Source organism: Peptoniphilus senegalensis JC140, assembly GCF_000321025.1.
In the GTDB taxonomy this organism is placed as follows: Bacteria; Bacillota; Clostridia; order Tissierellales; family Peptoniphilaceae; genus Peptoniphilus_A; species Peptoniphilus_A senegalensis.
Genome location: NZ_HE610717.1, coordinates 802,413 through 819,624, shown reverse-complemented (window position 1 = coordinate 819,624; position 17,212 = coordinate 802,413). Strand labels below are relative to the sequence as shown.

The window sequence follows — 17,212 nt, the reverse complement described above, 5'->3', positions numbered from 1 at the left end:
TAAAAAGATTTAAAGAGAGGGCGACCTCTCTTTTTTTATGATTAAAAGTATGAGATAAATAAAAGATTTTTTCAAGACTAGCTGATATAATGTAAATGGTGATAAAAATGATAAATGTTGTTGGGCTTGGCTCCACTTCTGCCAAAGATTTAACTCTTGAAGCAGTAAAAATTATGAAGAATGGAAATAAAAATTTTCTCAGGACAGAAAGGCATGAGGCGCTTTCTTTTTTTGAAGATAACAATATAAATTTCGAGTCTTTTGACTATCTATACGATGAGATGAAAAGTTTTGATGCAGTTTATTCTAAAATAGTTGATGTTTTAATTGAAAAATCAAAAGAGAAAGATATAAATTATTTTGTGCCAGGAACTCCTCTAGTTGCAGAAAAAACTGTGAAATTATTAATAGAAAAAGGTATTGAAATAAAAATCATTAATGGAATTTCTTTTATTGAACCAGTTCTTGCAGCTGTGGGAAGAGATGCAGTGGATGGACTTTTGTTTTTGGATTCTGATTCTGATAAATTTGATTTTGACACAAGACGTGACACTTTAATCACTCAAGTCTACAACAAGAGAATCGCATCGGATTTGTCTCTTGAACTACAAGAGATTTATGATGAAAAAGATAAAGCTTATGTAATTACAAACGCTGGTATTGATGATGAAATTGTAAGAGAAGTTGAAATTTATGAACTTCCAAGGATTGGAGATTACAATCATCAATCCTGTGTATATGTTCCAAGAACAAAGGGTAAAAACATCAATATTATTTTAAATAAGATTTCAAAACTTATAGAAAATGAAGATTTTTATTTAGATGAAGATCTTTTTAAAAAGATAAAAAATGAAATAAGTAGAAAATCAGAGGAACTTTCCATGGATTATGATGACGAAATTGACTTATTAGCATTGTCATTTTTCTTAATTTTGATAAAAGACAATGATGGTCTAATAGATTTGCGCCAAATTTTCGAAGAAATCTATAAAAAATTGGATAAAATAGCGATTTTTTTAAAATAAATGTAGAAAATAAATCTAACATGAGTTATAATTGTAACAGTCTTAGGTTTGCGTGCCCTTATGAGTGCGCGATGTTTTATGAAACATGGCAATTCTAAGAAAAGATATTAAAATTCTTCAAGGAGGATATAAAATGAACAAATCAGAATTAGTAGCAAATATTGCTGAAAAATCAGGTCTTACTAAAAAAGACGCTGAACAAGCTTTAAACGGATTTATTTCTTCTGTTCAAGAAGCTCTTGCAAAGGAAGAAAAGGTTCAATTAGTTGGCTTTGGTACTTTCGAAGTAAGACAAAGAAAAGCTAGAGAAGGAAGAAACCCTAGAAATCCAGAAGAAGTTATTAAAATTCCTGCATCTAAAGCACCAGTTTTCAGATCAGGTAAAGCTCTTAAAGAAGCTGTTAATAAGTAATAAAAAGAAGGACTTATGTTTCTTTAAACTAGGTAATAAAGTAGCATAAGAACTATTTTTAGCACAGAATAGTGTAAGAAGGTTTTAATTCCTATCTTGCACTATTTTTGTATAATGAAGAATTATAAAGACGATAACTTTTCAGGACTTAAGTATATGTAATTAAAAGTTAATTTATTAAATAGTGGTTGGACATATTTTGGACCAGAAACATTTAGAGTTTCTTGGAAAAAAGGAGCATCCATAGCAGTAATAGCAGGTGCAATAGCGGTAGTGGCAGGCGGACATGTCGGAATGTTTTTTGGAGCAGCTAGAGCGTTAGCAGGTGTATCAATAGGGTGTACAGTTATAAAAAGTGGTAAATATAAAATTGAAGGAACTCATGTTGAAGGATATTATAACTCTGAAATATATGATCCTCAAGGAGGGTATATAACTACAGTACACTGGAGTAGAAAGAAGGTAAATTTTAATGTTTAGATATTTTTTAACAGACAAGTATACAATTTTATACTTTATACTACAAATCATGTATCTTCTAGCTATGTATAAAAGTTTCAAAAAAGGTTATGAAAAGTCAGCGATAGTATTTATGTTAATCTTAATAATATTTAATTATTTTTACTTATCAATAAATTACGTAGTTAAGTGGTAAAATTAAAAGGTTTTAGTAAAGATTAAACACTTACATAGAACTAGATTTTCAAAAGTAATCTAAAAGAAAGGTACTTTTTCGAGCTTTACAATAGCTAATGCTAGAAAAGGTAAATTATGAATATATGGTTTAAAGAGAAATCTTAGACCATATATTTTTATACTCAAATTTCTTCTTAGTATTGAAACTTTCTTGTTTTTTTGATATATTCTTATATGGAGTATAATATGAGATTAGATAAATTTTTAAAAAACTCAAGACTTATTAAAAGAAGAACTATTGCTAAAGAGGCTTGTGAAAAAGGTCTTGTTAAAATTAATGACAAAGTTGCCAAGCCAGCAGACGATGTCAACATAGATGATATTTTGACTTTAAGGCTTGGAGAAAGAGAAATTCGCGTCAAGGTCTTGGATATTTCTGATGTAAATAGTAAGAAGGATGCAGAGACTCTTTACCAAAGAATTGATTGAAAATAGGATTAAATTGGAGAGATTTAATGAAAACTAAGAGAAAAAAATTTCCAGTGGCCCTTGCCGTAATTATTTTATTTTCTGTTTTATATGGGTCTGTGAAGATTGGCAAATCAATTTCCATAAGAAACCAAAAACTTGAAATTATTTCTGGGAATAAAAAAGAAATTTCTAATTTAAAACTTGAAATAGACAACTTAAATTCAGAACTTGAAAATTCTTCTTCAGCTGACTTTGTTGAGAAAGTAGCAAGGGAAGATTTGGGAATGGTTAAGCCTAGAGAGGTTATCTATGTGGATAAGAACAAGGAAAAAGTATCTAAAACCAAATTCTCTGAAGAAGGTAAAGTTTCTAATAATAAAAATTTGAATAAATAAAATTTAGGAGGAAATTATGGAGTTATCGCCAGGCGATATTGTTGAAGGTGTAGTAAGTAAGGTTACTAAATTTGGAGCCTTTGTGGATTTAAAGGAAGGCAAAAGTGGTCTAGTACATATTTCAGAGATTGCAGATACTTTTGTCAAAAACATTGATGATCACATTAAGGAAGGCGACGAAGTTAAGGTAAAGGTTCTTAGTATCGACGAAAAGGGAAAGATTGCTCTTTCAATTAAGGATGCAGTGGAAAAGAAGGAAGAGCCAAAAGATGAGAAAGTGGATTCAAGATTTGAAGATATTTTGAGCAAATTCCTAAAGGAAAGTAATACTAAACTTGATGAAGCAAGAGCAAGATATAATCAAAAGACTAAGAAGAGGAATTCTAGAAATTAGCAAGTGGTTGACTATCTTTTGATAGTTCTACCACTTTTTTTGTTATGGATAAATTATTTTTTGAAAATTTAAAAAAATTAAATATTATAAAAAAAGGCGATAAATTAACTCTTGCAGTATCTGGTGGAGCTGATTCAATGTATCTTTTTTACAATTTTATGGATTTAAGAGATGACTTTGATTTAGACATAATAGTTTGCCATTTAAACCATGGCATTCGTGAGACTGCTAAAAGAGATGAAGACTTTGTAAAAAAAATTTGCAAAGACTACAATATTAATTGTATTACGAAAACTGTAAATATGGATGAATATGCAAGAGAAAATAAATTTTCATCTGAAGAAGCAGGAAGAATTTTGAGGTATAAATTTTTTAGGGAAAATTCTCAGGGCAGGAAAATTTTAACTGCCCACAATGCCAATGACAGGGCGGAGACTATTTTATTTAATATAATTAGGGGAACGGGACTAAAGGGTTTAGTTGGAATTTCTGAAGTCAATGAAGATATTTTTAGGCCTCTAATAGATATAAAGAGAAGTGAGATAGAAGATTATTTACATAAAAATGACTTAAAATATGTAAATGACGAAACAAATTTTAAAGAGATTTACACTAGAAATAAAATCAGATTAAATTTAATTCCAAAGTTAGGGGAATTAAATCCCAATATTGTTGATTCTATCTTGAGACTTTCTGAAAATGCTTCTGATGCAGTTGATTTTATAGAAGGTAATCTTATAGATAATTATAAAAATTGTGTAAAAGATAATTATTTTATTGTTAGTGAGATGAAAAAACTTCACAAATTCCTTGCATATGAAATTATAAAAACTTATTTAGAAAAAAATTTTTACAGTGAAAATATTTTAAATAGAGATAATATTTTAAATATTTATGATTTAATATTGGGCGAGAGCGGAAGACTTATTTATCTTGGCAGTAATATTATTTCAAGAAAGTCTTATGATAAAGTTTTTGTAGAGAAGGACAAAAAAGAGGAAGTTAAAGCTGAGTCTAAATTAAATTTGGGTATTAATAAGACAGATTTTGGCGAAATTTTTATTTCAAAAGATGGCTCGAATTCTAAGGGAGACTTCTTTATAAAAACTATAGACTGTGATAAAATTAAAGGGAAACTTTATATTAGGACTAGAGAGAGGGGCGATAGGTTTAAGCCTCTTGGAATGAAGAATAATAAAAAGTTAAAGGACTATTTTATAGACAGAAAGGTTGATAGATTAAAGAGAGATAAGATAGGTCTTATTTGTGATGAAGAAAAAATCATCTATATTATGGGCATGGATATTTCAGAAGATGTCAAGATAGATGATAATACTTTAAATAAACTCGTTTTGGAGGTTAAAAATGTCAGATATTAAGGAAGTTCTTTTTACAGAAGAAGAAATTCAAAATAAGGTTAGAGAACTTGGGGAGAAAATAACTGAAGATTATAGGAACAAGGATTTATTTTTGCTTGGCATATTAAAGGGTGCAGTTCCTTTTATGGCAGATATTATGAGAAGAATAGATTTAGACCTTGAATATGATTTTATGGATGTTTCTAGCTATCAAGGAACAAGGTCAATGGGAGAAGTTAGAATTTTAAAGGATATTTCTACTTCAATTGTTGGCAAGGATATTTTAATTGTAGAAGATATAATTGATACTGGTGTGACGCTAAGTTATCTCACAAAAGTTTTAAAGTCTAGAGGTGCAAATTCTATAGAAATTGTAACTATGCTGTCTAAACCAAGCAGAAGACAAATTGAATTACCTGTAAAATATAATGGATATGAAATAGAAGATAACTTTGTTATAGGTTATGGAATGGATTATGATGAAAAATATAGGGCTCTTCCTTTTATTGGAATACTTGACGAGTCTGTATATTCAAAATAATGAGGAGTGATATTATTGAATAAAAAATTTGGAGGAGTAGGCTTTTATGTAGCATTAATACTTGTATTAATACTTACAATAAAGTTTTTTAGCCCACCCGCAAATACAGTAGATGAAAAGAGTTTTAGCGAATTTGTGACAGAACTTGAAAAGGGCAATGTTAAAAGTGTAACTTTACAAAATGGCATAGATTCAATTGCTAGCGTAAAGTTAAAAAGTGATGAATCCTTTAAGACAGTTATTCCACAGGAAGCATCTGATACTTTTTATAATGACTACTTAAAAGAAAAATCTGATGCTGGCGAGATAAATGTATTATCAACACCAACTAAGCAAACTTCTTTTCTTGTTGAATGGATTCCAACGCTTTTGATGTTTGGATTACTAATTTTCTTCTGGTATAGAATGATGCAACAAGCTGGCGGTGGCGGAGGAAAAATGAATTCCTTTGGCAAGAGCAAGGCTAAACTCATAAATAAAGAAGATTCAAAAAATCTTGTTAAATTCAAAGATGTTGCAGGACTTGAAGAAGAGAAGGAAGAGCTTGGAGAAATTGTTGATTTCTTAAAAAATCCAAAGAAATTTATAAATATGGGCGCAAGAATACCTAAGGGTGTACTTTTAGTAGGTCCTCCAGGAACTGGTAAAACTTATCTATCAAAGGCAGTTGCAGGGGAAGCAGGAGTACCTTTCTTCATAATGAGTGGTTCTGATTTCGTAGAAATGTTTGTTGGTGTCGGTGCGTCCAGAGTTAGAGATTTATTTGAAAATGCAAAGAAAAATGCCCCTTGTATAATTTTCATTGACGAAATTGACGCTGTTGGAAGAAGAAGAGGGGCAGGTCTTGGTGGCGGCCATGACGAAAGAGAGCAAACTCTTAACCAACTTCTAGTTGAAATGGATGGTTTTGGCACAAATGAAGGCGTAATAGTAATGGCAGCAACTAATAGGGCAGACATACTTGACCCTGCTATATTGAGACCAGGAAGATTTGACAGAACTGTCTATGTAGGCAGACCTGATGTTCGTGCAAGAAAGGCAATACTTGAAATTCATGCAAGAGGCAAAAAGCTTGCTAGTGATGTTGATCTTGAAGTCATTGCAAAGAGAACGCCAGGATTTACACCAGCAGACCTTGAAAACTTGATGAATGAAGCTGCTCTTCTTGCTGCAAGACGTAATGACAGCGAAATTTCTATGGGAGATGTTGATGAAGCATCAATTAAGGTGCAAGCAGGTCCTGCAAAAAAGTCTCGTGTAGTTTCAGAAAAAGAAAGAAAGCTAACTGCAGTTCACGAATCAGGACATGCAATTGTATCAAGACTTTTGCCAGAAGAAGATCCAGTTCACATGATAACAATTATCCCGAGGGGAATGGCTGGCGGATTTACTGCCTATCTTCCAGAAGATGATATTTCTTTTATGACAAAGAAAAAAATGGAAGCATCTATTGTATCTCTACTTGGGGGAAGAGTTGCAGAGTCTCTTGTATTAGATGACATTTCTACTGGAGCATCAAATGATATTGAGAGAGCAACAAAAATTGCTCGTGCCATGGTAACACAATATGGAATGAGCGACAGACTTGGAACGATAAATTACGATTCATCTGAAAATGAAGTATTCATTGGTCGTGATCTTGGAAGGTCAAAGGATTATTCCGAGAGAACGGCTGCTGAAATTGACGAAGAAGTTTCAAGAATAATAAATGAAGGCTACTCAAGATGTAAGGAGCTTCTAAGTGAAAACTTAGACAAATTAATTGCTCTTTCTGATGCACTTTTGGAAAAGGAAACAATTTATTCTAAAGATTTTGAAAAGATATTCAATGGAGAAAAACTTGAAGCAGAATCAATTGATATTGATGACTCAATAAAAGTTACAGACCTTTCAGATGAAGCTCGCGAAATAATTAGCAAAAAGGAAAATGAAAATAAATCATCTGAAGACGAAAGTGATGACAAATAGTCTAAATGAATTTAAAATTTATTATAAAGCCTCTGTAAAATGAGGCTTTATTTTTTTGCTATTTTTTCATTATTTATGATTAAAATTCTAATAAAAGAAGTCCGTGTAAATTTATTAAGTTAAAAAGATTATAAAATTTAAGATGTGTAAACTTGATAAGAAATAAAGAAGAGTATAAAAAAACTGGAGCTTTAACTCCAGTCTAATTTTATTTATTCTTCATCTTCATTGATTAATGATTTTGAAGATTTCTTTTTTATTTTGCCATTGTCATCATTGCTGTTTGATGACTTACTCTTGTTGTTATTATTATTGTTATTATTTTTCTTGCTCTCATTCTTCTTTTCTTCATCTTCAGAATCTCTATACCAATCTAATTTATTTGTATAGTGTGGTTTTGTACCGTCGACTAAGAGCTCGCGCCTTCCATTTACATATTTAGTGTAAATGCCATCAGGTTCTTCAAATTCTTTTTTATCTAAGTCATCATGAACTGACTTCATAATTTGTTTCCAAAGATAAGCAGATTGAGTTGAACCAAAGGCTAGTTTTTGATGTTTGTCATTTCCTATCCAAACTGAGCAAGTGTAATAAGGAGTGTAACCAACAAACCAAACATCTTTTTTGTCAGTAGTTGTACCAGTTTTACCAGCAATATCTTGTCCAGGGAAAGAAGCATTTCTACCAGTACCCCTTCTTACTACATCTCTTAACATATCTGTTAATATATAAGCATTTTGAGGAGATGTAATTTCTTCTTCTTTAGGGTCAACTTGATATATTACTTCTCCAGTGTTTGATTCAATTTTTGTAACTACATAAGGATTTGCATATTTTCCTTCGTTTGCAAGGGCTGTGAATGCGCCAGCCATTTCAAAGGGGCTTATACCATAACTCATACCACCAAGAGTTAGGGGAGCATAATCCATATCATTCCAAGTAGGATTGTCTTCTTTTTCAACAATTGTACTTACTCCAATTGATTTCAAAGTATCAATCATTTTTTTAATTGACTCTTCATCATTATAAGCTTTTGAATAAGTTGAGTTTTTGTTTACTTTTGCATCTTTGTCAGCAGAAATATCTCTTGCAACTTGATAAGCACCAACATTTGATGATTGACGAAGAAGATTTCTTATTGTAGTCCAACCTTGATAATAACTACCAGCGTTTTTAGGAGAGTGTCCAAATAATTTTTCTGGCATCTTTGAATCAAGATATACATCACCAGCAGTAGCTCCATTGTTAAAAGCAGTTAAATAAACTGAAATTGGCTTAATAGAAGAACCAGGTTGCCTTGGAACTAGAGCTCTATTTAAAAGTCTGCCACCACTTACATTTCTACCTCCAACAAGTGCCTTAACTTCGTGAGTGTGTTGGTCAATAATAACTGATGCAACTTGTGGTTGAATTATTCCATTTTTATCAGTGAAATCGCCATAATAATATTTTGGGTTTGATACAACTTGTTCCAGTGTCCTTTGCATATCAATATCCATTGGAGTGTAAATTTTTAACCCACCCTTAAATAATTTGTTTGTAGCTTCTTCTTTAGTATAGCCAGAGTTCATCAAAATTTTAATAGTATTTTTTTGAACTACATCTGTGTAGAAAGATGAAATTCCACTTTCTTTACGAGAACCAATATTTATATCAATTTTTTCATTTAGGGCATTTTCATATTGCTCTTTACTAATAAGATTTTGCTCTGCCATTTTCTTTAGGACTAACTTTTGTCTAACTTGTGAAGTTTCATTGAAAACGGCTTTAACAGGTACTACTAAATCATTTTGTATTTGAATAAGATCAAAATTATCAATTTGTCCAAGTTCGTTTAAGTTTTTTGCAATTTCGATAATTCTATCAGAGTTTGGTTCTGAATTTGAATTTTTGGGAAGTAAAACTACTTCGATATTGCCAAGGTCATCTCCTTCTTCAATCTCTTTGGTGTTGTAAGGAGTGTATTTTTCTGGCAAGTTAGTAACACCGGCTAAAAGTGCACATTCAGCTAAATCAAGTTCGGAAACATTCTTGTTGAAGAAAGTTTTTGCAGCTGCTTGCACGCCAACTGTTCCTTTAGAAAAACCTGCAGAGTTTAAATAAGCTTCAAGTATTTGCTCTTTTGAAAGTTTTTCTTCTATCTGATATGAATAGTAAATATCTGTGATTTTTCTCACTACACTCTTTGAAAAAGATGTGTATAGGTTTTTTGCAAGCTGCATAGTAATAGTTGATGCACCTTGGTCAAAGGACCTAGTCTTAATGTCATGTACTAGAGCACCAACGACTCTTCTATAGTCAACTCCACTGTGTTCAAAAAATCTTTCATCTTCTATTGCCACAATGGCATTTACTAAATCTTTTGGTATGTCCTCGTAGGGAACAAATTCGCTGAACTCATCAGAAACTAATGACTCAATTAGTTTTCCATCATTTGTATAAATTCTAGATGTTTCAGAAAGTTGTGTTCTGTATTCTGATGGTTCAATTACAGGAGCTTTTTTAAAAATACCAAGGACAATAGCTGTAACCATTGAACCTAAAATAATTATTGCAGCAACAACTATTAATATTAGTATTTTTATTAGGCTTGAAAATTTTATCATTCCACGAGCTTTGTTGTTTTTGGAATCTTTCATAATAACCTCCTATCTTGATATTATAACAGAATTTTTATCATATAACTATAAGTAGGTATGAAAAAATCCCGCCCTCAGGCGAGACTTTAACATAAATTATTCTATTAATTATAAACTCTTTAATTTTTAAAAGCTTAATTATTTAAAGCTTTTAAAATTCTTGGTGCGATTATTGCAGCAACAACTGCTTTAACCATGTCAGGTATAATAAAAGGAATCATTCCAATAGAAAACATTTTTGATACATTCATAGAACTCCCCATTACATTATTTAAGATGTAATACATATATGGAAGACCAATTGCATAAAAAATGACTTCTGCTAATATAAGAACAATCATAATCTTTCCAAAGTTTTTTTCTCCATGAGCAAACTTAGATATAAAAGCTGCTCCAATTACAAAGGAAATTAAAAATCCAAAAGTTGGTGAAAAAACAGTTTGGAAACCGCCGCTAAATCCTGCAAAAATTGGAATACCCATTAAGCCAAGTAAAACATATATAAAAACTGTAAGCCCTGCATAAAAAGGTGTAAGTAAAAGTCCAGTCATAAATACAAAAAAGTTCTGTAATGTAAAGGGAACTGGGCCAAGGGGTATGGAAATAAATGCTCCAACGGCAATAAGTGCAACTAAAAGTGCAATTTTTGTTATGTCTTTTGTTTTAATTTTCATTGTTAAGTAACCTCCGATGAATATCATACACAACGTTTACTATAATGTCAATAAGGTTGACAAAAATATTATAAGGAAATAATTTTTCATTGAGTTATTTTAAAATTTGGGTAAATAATTAGTTGAAAGTAAAGTTTTTTAAATATATAATGAAAACAATTTGTAAAACGAGGTGTAATAATGTTATTAGTAATAGATGTAGGAAATACTTCAATAACTTGGGGTGTTTACAAGGGAGGAGAGCTTGTAAATGATTTTAGAACTTCCACTGTTAAGACTAGAACATCAGATGAGTACGGTCTTATTTTTATAAACACATTAACTCATGCCAATATTGACCCACAAGATATTGAAAATGTAATAATTTCATCAGTTGTGCCAAACCTTATGCACACACTTCCTTCTATGGTAAGAAAGTATTTTAATAGAAATCCAATGATAGTAAGTTCAGATTTGGACTTGGGGCTTAATATAAAGTATGACAATCCCAAAGAAGTTGGGGCAGACAGAATTGTAAATGCTGTTGGAGCTTTGGAAATTTATGGTAAAAAATCCATTATAGTTGACATAGGAACAGCAATGACCTTTTGTATAGTTGATGAAGAAAAAAATTATCTTGGTGGTTTAATTATGCCAGGCATTGGAATATCTGCTGAGGCACTTTTTATGATGACTTCAAAACTTCCAAAGATTGAAATTATTGCGCCAGACAAAGTTATTCAATCTAACACAGTTGGAGCAATGCAATCTGGACTCTACTATGGTTACACTGCAATGATTGATGGAATTGTGGAAAAACTTTTAAAAGAGTTAAATTGGAAAGAGGAAGATACAAATATTATTTCCACTGGTGGTTTCTCCACAATGCTTACTAGCGATTCAAAATATAATTTTATAATAAACAAATTCTTAACTCTTGAAGGACTTAAAATTATATTTGAAAAAAATAACAAAATAGATTGAGAGTGATTTTGTGTTAAAAATTTTAGCGCCAATGGCAGGCTACACTGATATAGCCTTTAGAGAAGTTGCAACAGAAAAGGGAGCAGATTTAACTGTAACAGAAATGGTTTCAGCCATGGCACTTGTCTATGAAAATAAAAAAACCTTGGACCTTTTAGAAATTTCTCCTAAGGAGAAAAAAGTTTCTGTGCAAATTTTTGGAAGCGACCCAAAAATTATGGGCGAAGCGGCAAGTATCTTAAATGACTATGACTTTTCCTATGTGGACATAAATATGGGCTGTCCTGCACCAAAAATTGTAAAAAATAATTCTGGATCACACCTTTTAAGCGACCCATCACTTGTCTATGACATTGTAAAAGCTGTTGTAGAAAATTCAAAAAAACCCGTATCTGTAAAAGTGAGAAAGGGAATAAAGGGAATTTCTTCTATGAAAGCCATAAAAAATATTGAGGCTGCAGGAGCAAGCTTTGTAACAGTTCACGGCAGAACGAGAGAAGAATACTACACTGGAAAGGCAGATTGGGATTTTATAAAAGAAGTGAAAGAAAATGTAAAAATTCCCGTAATTGGAAATGGCGACATCGAGAGTCCAGAAGATGCCATAGAAAAAATAAATTATTCAAAGGTTGACGGTTTGGCAATAGGTCGGGGTGCTGTAGGAAACCCCTACATATTTAATCAAATTGAAGAGCTTATAAAAACTGGAGACTATTATAAGCCAAGTGATAGAGAAAAACTTCTACTTATGATAGATGAACTTGAAAGAAAAATATCTTATAGGGGAGAAAAACTTGGCATCTTAGAGATGAGAAAAGTTTACGCAAATTACTTTAAGGGCATGAAGGACTCCAAGGAAGTTAGGAATAAATTAAACACACTAAAGGACAAGGATGAAATAATAAATCTTATTAGATCTTATATTGAAACTTTGGACTAAAATAAATTTTAAAACTCTGTTATGAAAGTTGCAGAGTTTTCTTTTTTGTAAAAATTTATTAAAAAAGCATTGAAATACTTTAAAATCTTGACATTTAGAGAACTATAAACTATAATAGCCTAGATTAAAAGGTTTTTGTTAAAGGGCGGCTGACGCCTTATTTTTTATATATTGAGGAGAGAGAATTTTGGAAAAAGATATATTTTTTACACCGGAAGGTCTAGAAAAAATCGAAAATGAAATCGAATATTTAAAGACAGTTAGAAGAAAGGAAGTTTCTGAAAGAATTAAAGTTGCATTAGGATATGGCGACCTTTCTGAAAACTCTGAATATGACGAAGCTAAAAACGAACAAGCACAAGTTGAAGAGAGAATTGCAAAACTTGAAATGATGGTTCGTAATGCAAGAATTATTGATGAAAAAGATTTGAATACAGATGTAGTTAATATTGGTTCTTCTGTAAAAGTTAGAGAACTTGACACTATGGAAGAAGATGAATATACAATTGTTGGTTCAGCAGAGGCAGATCCTCTTGAGGGAAAAATCTCTAATGAATCACCAGTTGGATCTAAACTTCTTGGCAATCGCGTGGGCGATGTTATAGAAGTTGAAGTACCAGACGGAATTATCAAGTACGAAATTTGTGGAATAACTATTTAGGAGGCAATTTGTGAAAAAGACAGAAGATGCAAATCTAAATGAAATGCTTTTGTTAAAGAGACAAAAGCTTGAAGAGTTGAGAAATGAAGGAAAGGACCCTTTTGTAAATGAATCTTACGATGTAACTGCTCATTCAAAAGACATTAAAGAAGAATTTAAAGAAGATGAAGAAAGAGAAGTTTCAATTGCTGGACGTGTAATGAGCAAGAGACGCCATGGTAAAATTTGTTTCCTAGATATTAGAGACTCTGTAGGAACTATCCAAGTTTTTGCAAGAAAGGATGTCCTTGAAGACAAATACGAAGAAGTAAAGGGACTCGACATTGGAGATATACTTGGAGTAAAAGGTATTGTATTTAAAACAGAAGCTGGCGAAATCACAGTTCGTGCAACTGACTTGACACTACTTTCAAAATCACTTCAAATTCTTCCAGAAAAATTCCACGGACTAAAGGACCCAGACCTTAGATATAGACAAAGATATGTTGATTTAATCGTAAACCCAGAAGTAAAAGATGTATTTATAAAGAGAAATAAAATCATCAAGAAGATTAGAGAATTTTTAGATAACTTAGGATTTTTGGAAGTTGAAACACCAATCCTTGGTACAGTAGCGGGTGGAGCAAATGCAAGACCTTTCTACACTCATCACAACACTCTTGACATTGACATGCAACTTAGAATTGCCAACGAACTTTTCTTAAAGAGATTAATCGTAGGTGGATTTGAAAAAGTTTACGAAATGGGCAAGATGTTTAGAAACGAAGGAATGGACCCAAAACACAATCCTGAATTTACAAATATTGAACTTTACCAAGCTTATGTAGACTACGAAGAAATGATGAGAATAACTGAAAACTTATTTGAATACGTAGCACTTGAAGTTCTTGGAACAGATAAAATAAATTATCAAGGCACAGAAATTTCTTTAAAGGCACCTTGGAAGAGAATCACAATGATTGATGCAGTTAAAAAATACGCTGATGTAGACTTTAACGAAATCGACACAGATGAAAAGGCGAGAGAAATCGCAAGAGAAAAGGGACTTGAAATTTCAGATAAAGACACTTGGGGCAAAATTCTTTCAGAAATGTTTGAAGAATTCTGTGAAGAACATCTTGTTGAACCAACTTTTGTAATTGGTCATCCAGTTGATGTTTCCCCACTTGCAAAGAGAAATCCAAAGGATCCAAGACTTACACAAAGATTTGAAGCCTTCATAAATACTTGGGAATTTGCCAATGCCTTCTCTGAACTTAATGACCCAATCGACCAAAGAGAAAGATTTGAAGCACAAGTTGCTGAAAAGGAAGCAGGAGACGACGAAGCTCACCCAATGGATTCAGACTTCATAAACGCAATTGAAGTAGGTCTTCCACCAACAGGAGGACTTGGAATTGGTGTAGACAGAATGATTGTACTTTTGACAGACCAACCATCCATTAGAGATGTATTATTGTTCCCAACAATGAAGCCAATAGGAAAAGAAGTTGCAGAAATAAATGCAAATAAAGCAGCAGATGAAAAATCAGCTGTAAAACTTGATTTATCAAAGATAAAAGTTGAACCACTATTTGAAGAATTTGTAGACTTTGACACTTTCTCAAAATCTGATTTTAGAGTAGTAAAAGTTAAAAATTGTGAAGAAGTTCCAAAATCTAATAAACTTTTGAGATTCACACTTGACGATGGAACAGATAAGGAAAGAACAATCCTATCTGGAATTAAAAACTTCTACTCATCAGAAGAATTAGTTGGAAAAACTCTTGTGGCAATAACAAATCTTCCACCAAGAAAGATGATGGGAATAGAATCCTGCGGCATGCTCCTATCAGCAGTTTGCGATTATGACGGCGAAGAATTACTAAATCTTTTAATGGTAGATGACAAAATCCCAGCAGGAGCAAAATTATATTAAAAGAACACGCTAATTATGAAACTGGGGTTTGTTATGAATCCCAGTTTAATTTTTATAATTGGATTAGCTAGCATATTTCAAGGAGATAAGTAAATTGTAATTGAAGCACTCATCATAGCATTTTTATTTAGTCCATTTGGATTACCCAAATTAGACGTATATATTATTGGATTATTAGAATTATTAAACTATACAATAAAATCAATTTAAAGAAAAATAAATATTAGACAATCGTAGATGATAGAAATTAAAAATTCTATCGTCTTTTTTATTTCAAAGAAAGGAGGCAGGAATGAATTTTGATTATTTTTATAATAGGCAATCTGAGATGTATAACTTCATTAGCTTACCTATGGTATTAATGGAAGATGAAGTTTTTGAGAGCATTTCTATTGAAGCTAAAGTTTTGTATTAATATATGCTTAATCGAATGGATCTTTCGTATAAAAATAACTGGATAGATGAAGATGAGTAAACTATCACGATATGATCAGAGACGATTATAAATTTTAATGCAGGGGAAGAAGTGGAGCAGTCTATACTCGTGATTCTGCTGTTATGAGAAGACTTGATGCGTTAGTTATCGAGTTCCAAGAGGTCTTTAGGTACATAGACTATAGAGATATTGACAAGACCTATGAAATGCCAAAATCAGCCGTTAGTTATCGTAAGCCAAGAAAGTTATAATAGGAGCAGAGATAGCAAGCTACAAAAGGAATGAAAAAATAAATAGTTCTCAATAAATGCTTTATTGTTACTTATAGTCCGTTGACTCATAAGTAACGAAAAATACATAATAATATGATGGAGGTAATGCTAATGATTACAGAAAAAGTTGGTCAAAGAATTAAAGATTTGCGAACTGAAATAGGTATAAGTCAAGAAAAATTGGCACTTAAAGCTGAAATTGATAGAACCTATTTGGCAGGTGTTGAAAATGGCAAGAGAAACCTCTCGATAAAAAGTCTTGAAAAAATCATAAATGCACTAAATGTTTCATTTCACGACTTTTTTGAAGGTATATAATCGTTGACTATGAGTAACATAAAATGTATTATAAGGGGTAGATGTACATGGCAAATACAAAAAAACGTAGAGATTACGAAATATATGAAGATTATTGGAAGTTCACAGCAGCTTTAACAGATATATATGGTAGTAAATTTAAGAATGCATTAAGTGTTATTGTTAATTTCATTGATAAGAACAAGATTGTGTTGCAAGAGAATGCAGAAGAAGATAATAATTTTAATGCATTGCCATTATATAAAAACTTGCAAGAAATGCTTGCAGAAATGATGAATTTTAAAGGTTCTGATGCGACATTATCAGCAAGAAAACTAATCAATCTTTATGTAAAAATTGGTTTTGTTTATCCGTTTTTAGTAGGATATCATCCATTAGTAAAACAGTTTTTAAGGGCTGATAGTAAAGAAAAGAAGAAGACTATTTTTTCAAAGATTTTTTATGAAAATGCATCGTTGGCATCTGGAACAACTGAGGATAATTCACACTTAAAGCATGTGAGTTTCTTTTTGCAAACATTAGATTATAACAAGACATTATCAAATGATGATTTGACAGCTTTAATGGTCACAGATATTACGCAATACAGAGCAGGATATCTGACAAGAGAGCAATTGGATGAGCAGTTTAGATTTGCCAAAATCAATAGTTTTGAGAATAGGAAGTATAATCAGATTGCCCATTTGATAGCATATTTGAGAAACTTTATTGACTTAAAGTATGATAAAGATAACGGTAAATTTTGGTTTGCAGATGATCCTGATATTGTAGATAAAGAATTTGATGCAACATACCCAAGAAACAATATTAAACATCGTATCTATAAACAAGAGCTTAAAGATGAAGCAAAAATTCGTTATGGTGAAATTGTTTGCTTCTTTGATAAAAAACCCCACAAGGTATTAATAGCATCCCATATTAAGCCTTATAAGCATTGTATGAAAGAGGGTAGGGAAGACCAAGCGTATGACCCAGAAAATGGATTACTTTTAAACCAAGAAGTTGATTCATATTTCGATAAATTTGAGATTTCTTTCTCTGATGATGGAAAAATGATCATTGGTAAAAAAGTGCCAGAAAGTATAAGGGTTGAGTTAAAAAAACATAGCCTTGACCAAGATGTTCTTACATCTGCAAGAAAAAGATATCTTGCATATCACAGAAAGATTTTTAATGAGAGGAATGAATAAC

Annotated in this window: 18 protein-coding genes and 1 pseudogene; 17 read left to right on the top strand and 2 right to left on the bottom strand. The window is 31.7% G+C overall.

What is annotated here, in order from left to right; all coding sequences use genetic code 11:
• The first annotated feature begins 107 nt into the window (after positions 1-107).
• The 9 genes from PTSHG_RS03870 to ftsH all read left to right on the top strand — a co-directional run bounded on the left by PTSHG_RS03870 (position 108) and on the right by ftsH (position 7,200).
• Positions 108-1,025: an SAM-dependent methyltransferase gene (locus PTSHG_RS03870; RefSeq protein ID WP_019107582.1), complete on the top strand. Its 918-nt coding sequence runs from the start codon at positions 108-110 to the stop codon at positions 1,023-1,025.
• 133 nt (positions 1,026-1,158) lie between these two features.
• The gene (locus PTSHG_RS03865) at positions 1,159-1,437 is read left to right on the top strand and encodes a non-specific DNA-binding protein Hbs (protein ID WP_019107581.1); all 279 of its coding nucleotides are present in this window, start codon (positions 1,159-1,161) and stop codon (positions 1,435-1,437) included.
• A 273-nt stretch (positions 1,438-1,710) separates the two neighbouring features.
• Positions 1,711-1,917, top strand: coding sequence for a hypothetical protein (locus PTSHG_RS03860; RefSeq protein WP_026088834.1), 207 nt, complete (start codon positions 1,711-1,713; stop codon positions 1,915-1,917).
• Between the two features lie 402 nt (positions 1,918-2,319).
• On the top strand, positions 2,320-2,562 hold the full coding sequence (locus tag PTSHG_RS03855; RefSeq protein ID WP_019107579.1) for an RNA-binding S4 domain-containing protein: 243 nt from the start codon (positions 2,320-2,322) through the stop codon (positions 2,560-2,562).
• Positions 2,563-2,588: 26 nt separating this feature from the next.
• The gene (locus PTSHG_RS03850) at positions 2,589-2,939 is read left to right on the top strand and encodes an FtsB family cell division protein (RefSeq protein ID WP_019107578.1); all 351 of its coding nucleotides are present in this window, start codon (positions 2,589-2,591) and stop codon (positions 2,937-2,939) included.
• A gap of 16 nt (positions 2,940-2,955) precedes the next feature.
• Positions 2,956-3,333, top strand: coding sequence for a S1 RNA-binding domain-containing protein (locus PTSHG_RS03845; RefSeq protein ID WP_019107577.1), 378 nt, complete (start codon positions 2,956-2,958; stop codon positions 3,331-3,333).
• A gap of 44 nt (positions 3,334-3,377) precedes the next feature.
• Positions 3,378-4,712 carry a tRNA lysidine(34) synthetase TilS gene (gene tilS / locus PTSHG_RS03840; RefSeq protein WP_019107576.1) on the top strand — a complete coding sequence of 445 codons (1,335 nt, stop codon included), beginning with the start codon at positions 3,378-3,380 and terminating at the stop codon, positions 4,710-4,712.
• Entirely contained in the window at positions 4,699-5,232 is a 534-nt protein-coding gene (gene hpt, locus PTSHG_RS03835) for a hypoxanthine phosphoribosyltransferase (protein ID WP_019107575.1), read from the top strand. The genes tilS and hpt overlap by 14 nt, the downstream gene beginning before the upstream one ends.
• 15 nt (positions 5,233-5,247) lie before the next feature.
• The gene (gene ftsH, locus PTSHG_RS03830; RefSeq protein ID WP_019107574.1) at positions 5,248-7,200 is read left to right on the top strand and encodes an ATP-dependent zinc metalloprotease FtsH; all 1,953 of its coding nucleotides are present in this window, start codon (positions 5,248-5,250) and stop codon (positions 7,198-7,200) included.
• Positions 7,201-7,412: 212 nt separating this feature from the next.
• On the opposite strand, the gene PTSHG_RS03825 is transcribed toward ftsH, so the two are convergent.
• Both PTSHG_RS03825 and PTSHG_RS03820 read right to left on the bottom strand, forming a co-directional pair.
• On the bottom strand, positions 7,413-9,839 hold the full coding sequence (locus PTSHG_RS03825) for a transglycosylase domain-containing protein (RefSeq protein WP_019107573.1): 2,427 nt from the start codon (positions 9,837-9,839) through the stop codon (positions 7,413-7,415).
• Positions 9,840-9,973: 134 nt separating this feature from the next.
• Positions 9,974-10,513, bottom strand: a complete 540-nt coding sequence (locus tag PTSHG_RS03820; protein WP_019107572.1) for a biotin transporter BioY — start codon at positions 10,511-10,513, stop codon at positions 9,974-9,976.
• Between the two features lie 180 nt (positions 10,514-10,693).
• Between PTSHG_RS03820 and PTSHG_RS03815 the strand changes: the two genes are divergently transcribed.
• The 8 genes and pseudogenes from PTSHG_RS03815 (at position 10,694) to PTSHG_RS03785 (ending at position 17,211) form a co-directional block, all read left to right on the top strand.
• Complete coding sequence (locus PTSHG_RS03815; protein ID WP_019107571.1) at positions 10,694-11,476, top strand: type III pantothenate kinase; 783 nt, start codon at positions 10,694-10,696, stop codon at positions 11,474-11,476.
• A 10-nt stretch (positions 11,477-11,486) separates the two neighbouring features.
• On the top strand, positions 11,487-12,416 hold the full coding sequence (dusB, locus tag PTSHG_RS03810) for a tRNA dihydrouridine synthase DusB (protein ID WP_019107570.1): 930 nt from the start codon (positions 11,487-11,489) through the stop codon (positions 12,414-12,416).
• Between the two features lie 187 nt (positions 12,417-12,603).
• A complete protein-coding gene (greA, locus tag PTSHG_RS03805) occupies positions 12,604-13,077 on the top strand; it encodes a transcription elongation factor GreA (protein ID WP_019107569.1) in 474 nt (157 codons plus the stop codon).
• A 43-nt stretch (positions 13,078-13,120) separates the two neighbouring features.
• Positions 13,121-14,995, top strand: a complete 1,875-nt coding sequence (gene lysS, locus PTSHG_RS03800; protein WP_042230944.1) for a lysine--tRNA ligase — start codon at positions 13,121-13,123, stop codon at positions 14,993-14,995.
• A gap of 93 nt (positions 14,996-15,088) precedes the next feature.
• Entirely contained in the window at positions 15,089-15,205 is a 117-nt protein-coding gene (locus tag PTSHG_RS10070) for a CD1845 family protein (protein ID WP_316245545.1), read from the top strand.
• An 82-nt stretch (positions 15,206-15,287) separates the two neighbouring features.
• Positions 15,288-15,407 (top strand): annotated as a pseudogene (locus PTSHG_RS03795) (replication initiator protein A); the annotation flags it as partial.
• Between the two features lie 407 nt (positions 15,408-15,814).
• Positions 15,815-16,021, top strand: coding sequence for a helix-turn-helix domain-containing protein (locus tag PTSHG_RS03790; RefSeq protein ID WP_019107566.1), 207 nt, complete (start codon positions 15,815-15,817; stop codon positions 16,019-16,021).
• Between the two features lie 47 nt (positions 16,022-16,068).
• Positions 16,069-17,211, top strand: coding sequence for an HNH endonuclease signature motif containing protein (locus PTSHG_RS03785; protein WP_019107565.1), 1,143 nt, complete (start codon positions 16,069-16,071; stop codon positions 17,209-17,211).
• Position 17,212: the final 1 nt, after the last annotated feature.

What these genes read in the sequence shown, in the direction of transcription:
- PTSHG_RS03815 (WP_019107571.1), top strand. Translation starts at nt 10,694, where the DNA reads ATGTTATTAGTAATAGATGTAGGAAATACTTCAATAACTTGGGGTGTT.
- hpt (WP_019107575.1), top strand. Translation starts at nt 4,699, where the DNA reads ATGTCAGATATTAAGGAAGTTCTTTTTACAGAAGAAGAAATTCAAAAT.
- lysS (WP_042230944.1), top strand. Translation starts at nt 13,121, where the DNA reads ATGCTTTTGTTAAAGAGACAAAAGCTTGAAGAGTTGAGAAATGAAGGA.
- PTSHG_RS03850 (WP_019107578.1), top strand. Translation starts at nt 2,589, where the DNA reads ATGAAAACTAAGAGAAAAAAATTTCCAGTGGCCCTTGCCGTAATTATT.
- PTSHG_RS03845 (WP_019107577.1), top strand. Translation starts at nt 2,956, where the DNA reads ATGGAGTTATCGCCAGGCGATATTGTTGAAGGTGTAGTAAGTAAGGTT.
- PTSHG_RS03865 (WP_019107581.1), top strand. Translation starts at nt 1,159, where the DNA reads ATGAACAAATCAGAATTAGTAGCAAATATTGCTGAAAAATCAGGTCTT.
- PTSHG_RS03870 (WP_019107582.1), top strand. Translation starts at nt 108, where the DNA reads ATGATAAATGTTGTTGGGCTTGGCTCCACTTCTGCCAAAGATTTAACT.
- PTSHG_RS03785 (WP_019107565.1), top strand. Translation starts at nt 16,069, where the DNA reads ATGGCAAATACAAAAAAACGTAGAGATTACGAAATATATGAAGATTAT.
- PTSHG_RS03855 (WP_019107579.1), top strand. Translation starts at nt 2,320, where the DNA reads ATGAGATTAGATAAATTTTTAAAAAACTCAAGACTTATTAAAAGAAGA.
- PTSHG_RS03820 (WP_019107572.1), bottom strand. Translation starts at nt 10,513, where the DNA reads ATGAAAATTAAAACAAAAGACATAACAAAAATTGCACTTTTAGTTGCA.
- tilS (WP_019107576.1), top strand. Translation starts at nt 3,378, where the DNA reads ATGGATAAATTATTTTTTGAAAATTTAAAAAAATTAAATATTATAAAA.
- PTSHG_RS03825 (WP_019107573.1), bottom strand. Translation starts at nt 9,839, where the DNA reads ATGAAAGATTCCAAAAACAACAAAGCTCGTGGAATGATAAAATTTTCA.
- PTSHG_RS03790 (WP_019107566.1), top strand. Translation starts at nt 15,815, where the DNA reads ATGATTACAGAAAAAGTTGGTCAAAGAATTAAAGATTTGCGAACTGAA.